Annotated in this window: 6 protein-coding genes; 1 reads left to right on the top strand and 5 read right to left on the bottom strand. The window is 61.2% G+C overall.

Annotated elements, in window-relative coordinates; translation table 11 throughout:
• Positions 1-14: 14 nt before the first annotated feature.
• Genes F7R02_RS24610 through F7R02_RS24590 form a run of 5 tightly spaced genes read right to left on the bottom strand, consistent with a single transcriptional unit; the run spans position 15 to position 3,008 of the window.
• Complete coding sequence (locus F7R02_RS24610; protein ID WP_078518033.1) at positions 15-776, bottom strand: sulfite exporter TauE/SafE family protein; 762 nt, start codon at positions 774-776, stop codon at positions 15-17.
• Between the two features lie 24 nt (positions 777-800).
• Positions 801-1,241: a protein tyrosine phosphatase family protein gene (locus F7R02_RS24605; protein WP_033486036.1), complete on the bottom strand. Its 441-nt coding sequence runs from the start codon at positions 1,239-1,241 to the stop codon at positions 801-803.
• A complete protein-coding gene (locus F7R02_RS24600; RefSeq protein ID WP_033486035.1) occupies positions 1,238-1,669 on the bottom strand; it encodes a DUF6691 family protein in 432 nt (143 codons plus the stop codon). Before F7R02_RS24600 ends, F7R02_RS24605 begins: the two co-directional genes overlap by 4 nt.
• Entirely contained in the window at positions 1,666-2,106 is a 441-nt protein-coding gene (locus F7R02_RS24595) for a YeeE/YedE family protein (RefSeq protein WP_078589153.1), read from the bottom strand. Before F7R02_RS24595 ends, F7R02_RS24600 begins: the two co-directional genes overlap by 4 nt.
• Entirely contained in the window at positions 2,103-3,008 is a 906-nt protein-coding gene (locus F7R02_RS24590) for an MBL fold metallo-hydrolase (RefSeq protein WP_235857274.1), read from the bottom strand. The genes F7R02_RS24595 and F7R02_RS24590 overlap by 4 nt, the downstream gene beginning before the upstream one ends.
• 214 nt (positions 3,009-3,222) lie before the next feature.
• Here F7R02_RS24590 and F7R02_RS24585 point away from each other — a divergent pair.
• A partial coding sequence (locus tag F7R02_RS24585) for an ArsR/SmtB family transcription factor (protein ID WP_151210281.1) occupies positions 3,223-3,403 on the top strand: 181 nt, incomplete at its 3' end.

Below are 3,403 nucleotides of genomic sequence, written 5' to 3'. Positions count from 1 at the left end.
GGGCCGCTTCGGTCTCAGAGCACCCTCCAGAGCACATAGCCTGCAGTGATGAAGATGAGTAGTGCAAATGACTTGTTGAGTGATCCCCGATGTGCGGCTAGCGCCGTCGCTGTACGCGCTCCCGCAACGCCTCCTCCGCTGCCGGTGACGATCAGTGCTGCAGCTAGCGGCCAGTTCACTAGCCCGGAGTGCGCATAGTTCAGCGCGGTAGTCAGGCCGAAGGCGGAGACCGCAACCAGCGAGCTGCCTACCGCAGCCAGCATCGGCATGCTGGTGGCGGACATCAGGCCCGGCACGATAAGGAACCCTCCACCAATCCCGAAGAAGCCGGAAAACGCACCGGAGATGGTCCCTAGCCCGATCAGCGCGGGCGCATTGTCCTTTCCGAGTCGGGCATTGGTATTTTCTTGCGCGTTGCGCCTATCAAGCATGAGCAAGCCGATCACCACCATAAGCACTGCGAACAGCGCTAGTAGCCGCTGTCCGTCGATGGCCTTGCCGAGGGTCGAGCCGAGGTAGGCGCCAGCGATGCCAGCCAGGGCAAAGACCGAGGCGCACGGCCACTTTACATTGCCACGACGTGCATGCACGAAAAGATTAGACAACGCGTTGGCTGCCACAGCCAGCGCGCTCGTCCCTATGGCTACATGGGGATCATCGACACCCACCAGATAGAGCATCAGGGGGACGGCGAGAATGGAACCTCCGCCACCCACGAGTCCCAGCACGAAACCGACCAGAATCCCGGAGAGACCGCCCAGCGCTATCTGCAGCAATGACAGGGTTTGCATGGCCATTGGCTAATCGGGGCTAGACTGGGCGTTGCAGCGAAGCCGCGGAGCGAGCGCGGAAAGGTCGTAACCTGCGCCAGAAGCAATGGATAGGACCTGGTCGGTCGTGAGTCCAGCAGCGCGCACCTGCCCCAGAGCCCACAACGACGTTGAGCGTGTACCTGTCCTGCAATAGGCGGCCACCGGAGCGGGCATTTTTAGCAGCAGCTCGCGGAACTGCTGCACTTGGCTATCAAAAATGCAACCGGCCACGACGGGCAGGTAGGCGAAGCGTATGTCGGCAGCCGTGCAGGCCGCCTGGATGGCCAGGTGGTCAGGCTGTTCCGGCTGCTCGCCGTCTGGCCTGTTGCAGACAACGCTTGCTACCCCTTGTTTTGCCAGAGCAGGGAGATCGGCTGGACGAAGCTGGTCGGTTACGAGCGTGTCGGGCGAAAGCTGTCGGAGTTTCATGGGGCATTCTTTCCTGAGATGGGGCGGTGGATGATCCAGTGAATCAACACTCCAGCCACCAGCGCTGCAGCGAAGACCAATGCGATCGCCTGGCCGGTCGCCAGCAGCGCGACGGCAGGTCCTGGACAGACGCCGGCCAGCCCCCAGCCAATGCCGAACAACGCAGCACCGATAACCAGTTTGTGGTCGATCTGCCGTTGCTGTGGTAGTTGCAGGGTCGCGGCCAACAAAGGGACCCTGCGCGCTCGCACCCATCGATAAGCGATGGTCGACGGGAGCAGCGCGCCAGCCATCACGAGCGCCAGAGAAGGATCCCAGGCGCCTTTGACATCAAGGAAGGCGAGCACGCGCGCGGGATTAGCCATGTCCGAAACCACCAGGCCCAGTCCGAATAAGGCCCCGCAGAGAAAAGTTGTCAGGCGGATCATGCGCCGGCTCCGGCGGCGAGCCGCACAACTAGTACTGTTGCCATGCCTAGCAGCATGAATACAGTGGTCGCGACAATGGAGCGCGGTGACAGTCTTGCCAGCCCGCTCACCCCGTGCCCGCTGGTACAGCCAGCACCCAGGCGGCTTCCGTAGCCAACCAGCAGGCCAGCCAGGATCAGCTTTGGCATGTCGGTGCCGCTTAGCGGGGCAAGCGCAATCGGTCTAACCGCCAATACCACGCCGGCGCTCGTCAAAAGCCCAGCCAGGAACAGGGCGGACAGCGAACGCACGCCGCCAGCCTGCAGACCGAACGCGTCGGCAAGCAAGCCGGAGATACCAGCAACCCGGCCGTTGATCAGCAGATAGGCGCCGGAACCGGTACCGATCATCAGGCCGCCGACCAACGGCCAGTACCATGCAAGAAATGGAAGCGTCATAACAGGTCCAGTGGCAGTTTCAGGTAGCGCACGTCGTTAGACTCCGGTGTGGGCAGATGGCCGGCGCGCATGTTGACCTGCACCGACGGAAAGAGTAGGCGCGGCAGGGGGAGGGTGGCGTCGCGCCTCTCACGCATCTCGACGAACTCCGCCTCGGAGACCCCCTGATGCACATGCACATTCGCGCTGCGTTGGGCGCCGATCGTAGTCTCCCACGCAAAATAGGCCCGGCCGGTCGCCTTGTAGTCGTGGCATACGAAGACACGGGTGTCATCTGGTAGGTCAAGCAGCCGATGGATGGAGCGATAGAGTTGCCGGGCCGAGCCGCCTGGAAAGTCGCAACGCGCTGTGCCGTAGTCCGGCATGAACAGGGTGTCGCCCGGAAACACCGCGTCACCGATGACGTAAGCCATGCATGCGGGCGTGTGGCCCGGACCATGAAGAGCCACCGCCTGTAGATGTCCGATGGCGAAAGCTTCACCGTCTACAAAAAGATGATCGAACTGACTGCCATCGCGGCTGAAATCAGTACCGGCGTTGAAAATGTTGCCAAAGGCTTCTTGCACGTGAGTAATGTGCGCGCCGATCGCAAGCTGTCCGCCCACCTGCTGCTGCAGCCAAAGTGCAGCTGATAGATGGTCGGCGTGTGCATGTGTCTCAAGCAGCCACTGCACCTGCAGGCCCGCGTCACGCACGTATTGCACAAGCGCCGCAGCGGACCTGGTCGCCGTTCGACCGGAGGCCATGTCGAAGTCGAGAACAGGGTCGATGATGGCGCAGGCAGAGGAGCGAGGGTCTCGGACCACATGGCTCGCGCTAGAGGTAGCAGGGTCGAAGAACGTCTTCACCTCCGGCGCGTTCGCGATGCAGATGTGGCTATTGCCGATGACTATGCGAGCCATGTCCAGTGAGGCATCGGATGAGGAAGAAGTGCTCATGGAGGCGGTATCAGACAAAGGTGTGACTATAGTTGCACACTTTCATATAACATGAAAGTGTTGGCACTTAAGATTTTTGCAGCCGTCGTAGGATCCAGCCGTTACTCTGTGCGTCTTGATCTTCAGTGCGCCGCAATTTATGACCGAATCCGCCCTCACCGTTAGTGACCTCACCGCACTGAAGGAGCGTGTTCCGGAAGTGGCCAAGCTGCTGCGTTTCATAGCCACGCCCTCTCGCCTGCTGCTGCTTTGTCAGTTGTCGCAGGGGGAGTTCACTGTAAGTAGTTTGGAAGCGACGACGGGCATAGCTCAGCCCGCCCTGTCCCAGCAATTGGCGGATCTGCGGCAGCGGAATTTAG

Origin of the sequence: Xanthomonas cissicola (assembly GCF_008801575.1) — a bacterium.
GTDB classification, from domain to species: Bacteria; Pseudomonadota; Gammaproteobacteria; order Xanthomonadales; family Xanthomonadaceae; genus Xanthomonas; species Xanthomonas cissicola.
This window is presented reverse-complemented; position numbering and strand designations above follow the sequence as displayed.

What these genes read in the sequence shown, in the direction of transcription:
- F7R02_RS24595 (WP_078589153.1), bottom strand. Translation starts at nt 2,106, where the DNA reads ATGACGCTTCCATTTCTTGCATGGTACTGGCCGTTGGTCGGCGGCCTG.
- F7R02_RS24605 (WP_033486036.1), bottom strand. Translation starts at nt 1,241, where the DNA reads ATGAAACTCCGACAGCTTTCGCCCGACACGCTCGTAACCGACCAGCTT.
- F7R02_RS24590 (WP_235857274.1), bottom strand. Translation starts at nt 3,008, where the DNA reads ATGGCTCGCATAGTCATCGGCAATAGCCACATCTGCATCGCGAACGCG.
- F7R02_RS24600 (WP_033486035.1), bottom strand. Translation starts at nt 1,669, where the DNA reads ATGATCCGCCTGACAACTTTTCTCTGCGGGGCCTTATTCGGACTGGGC.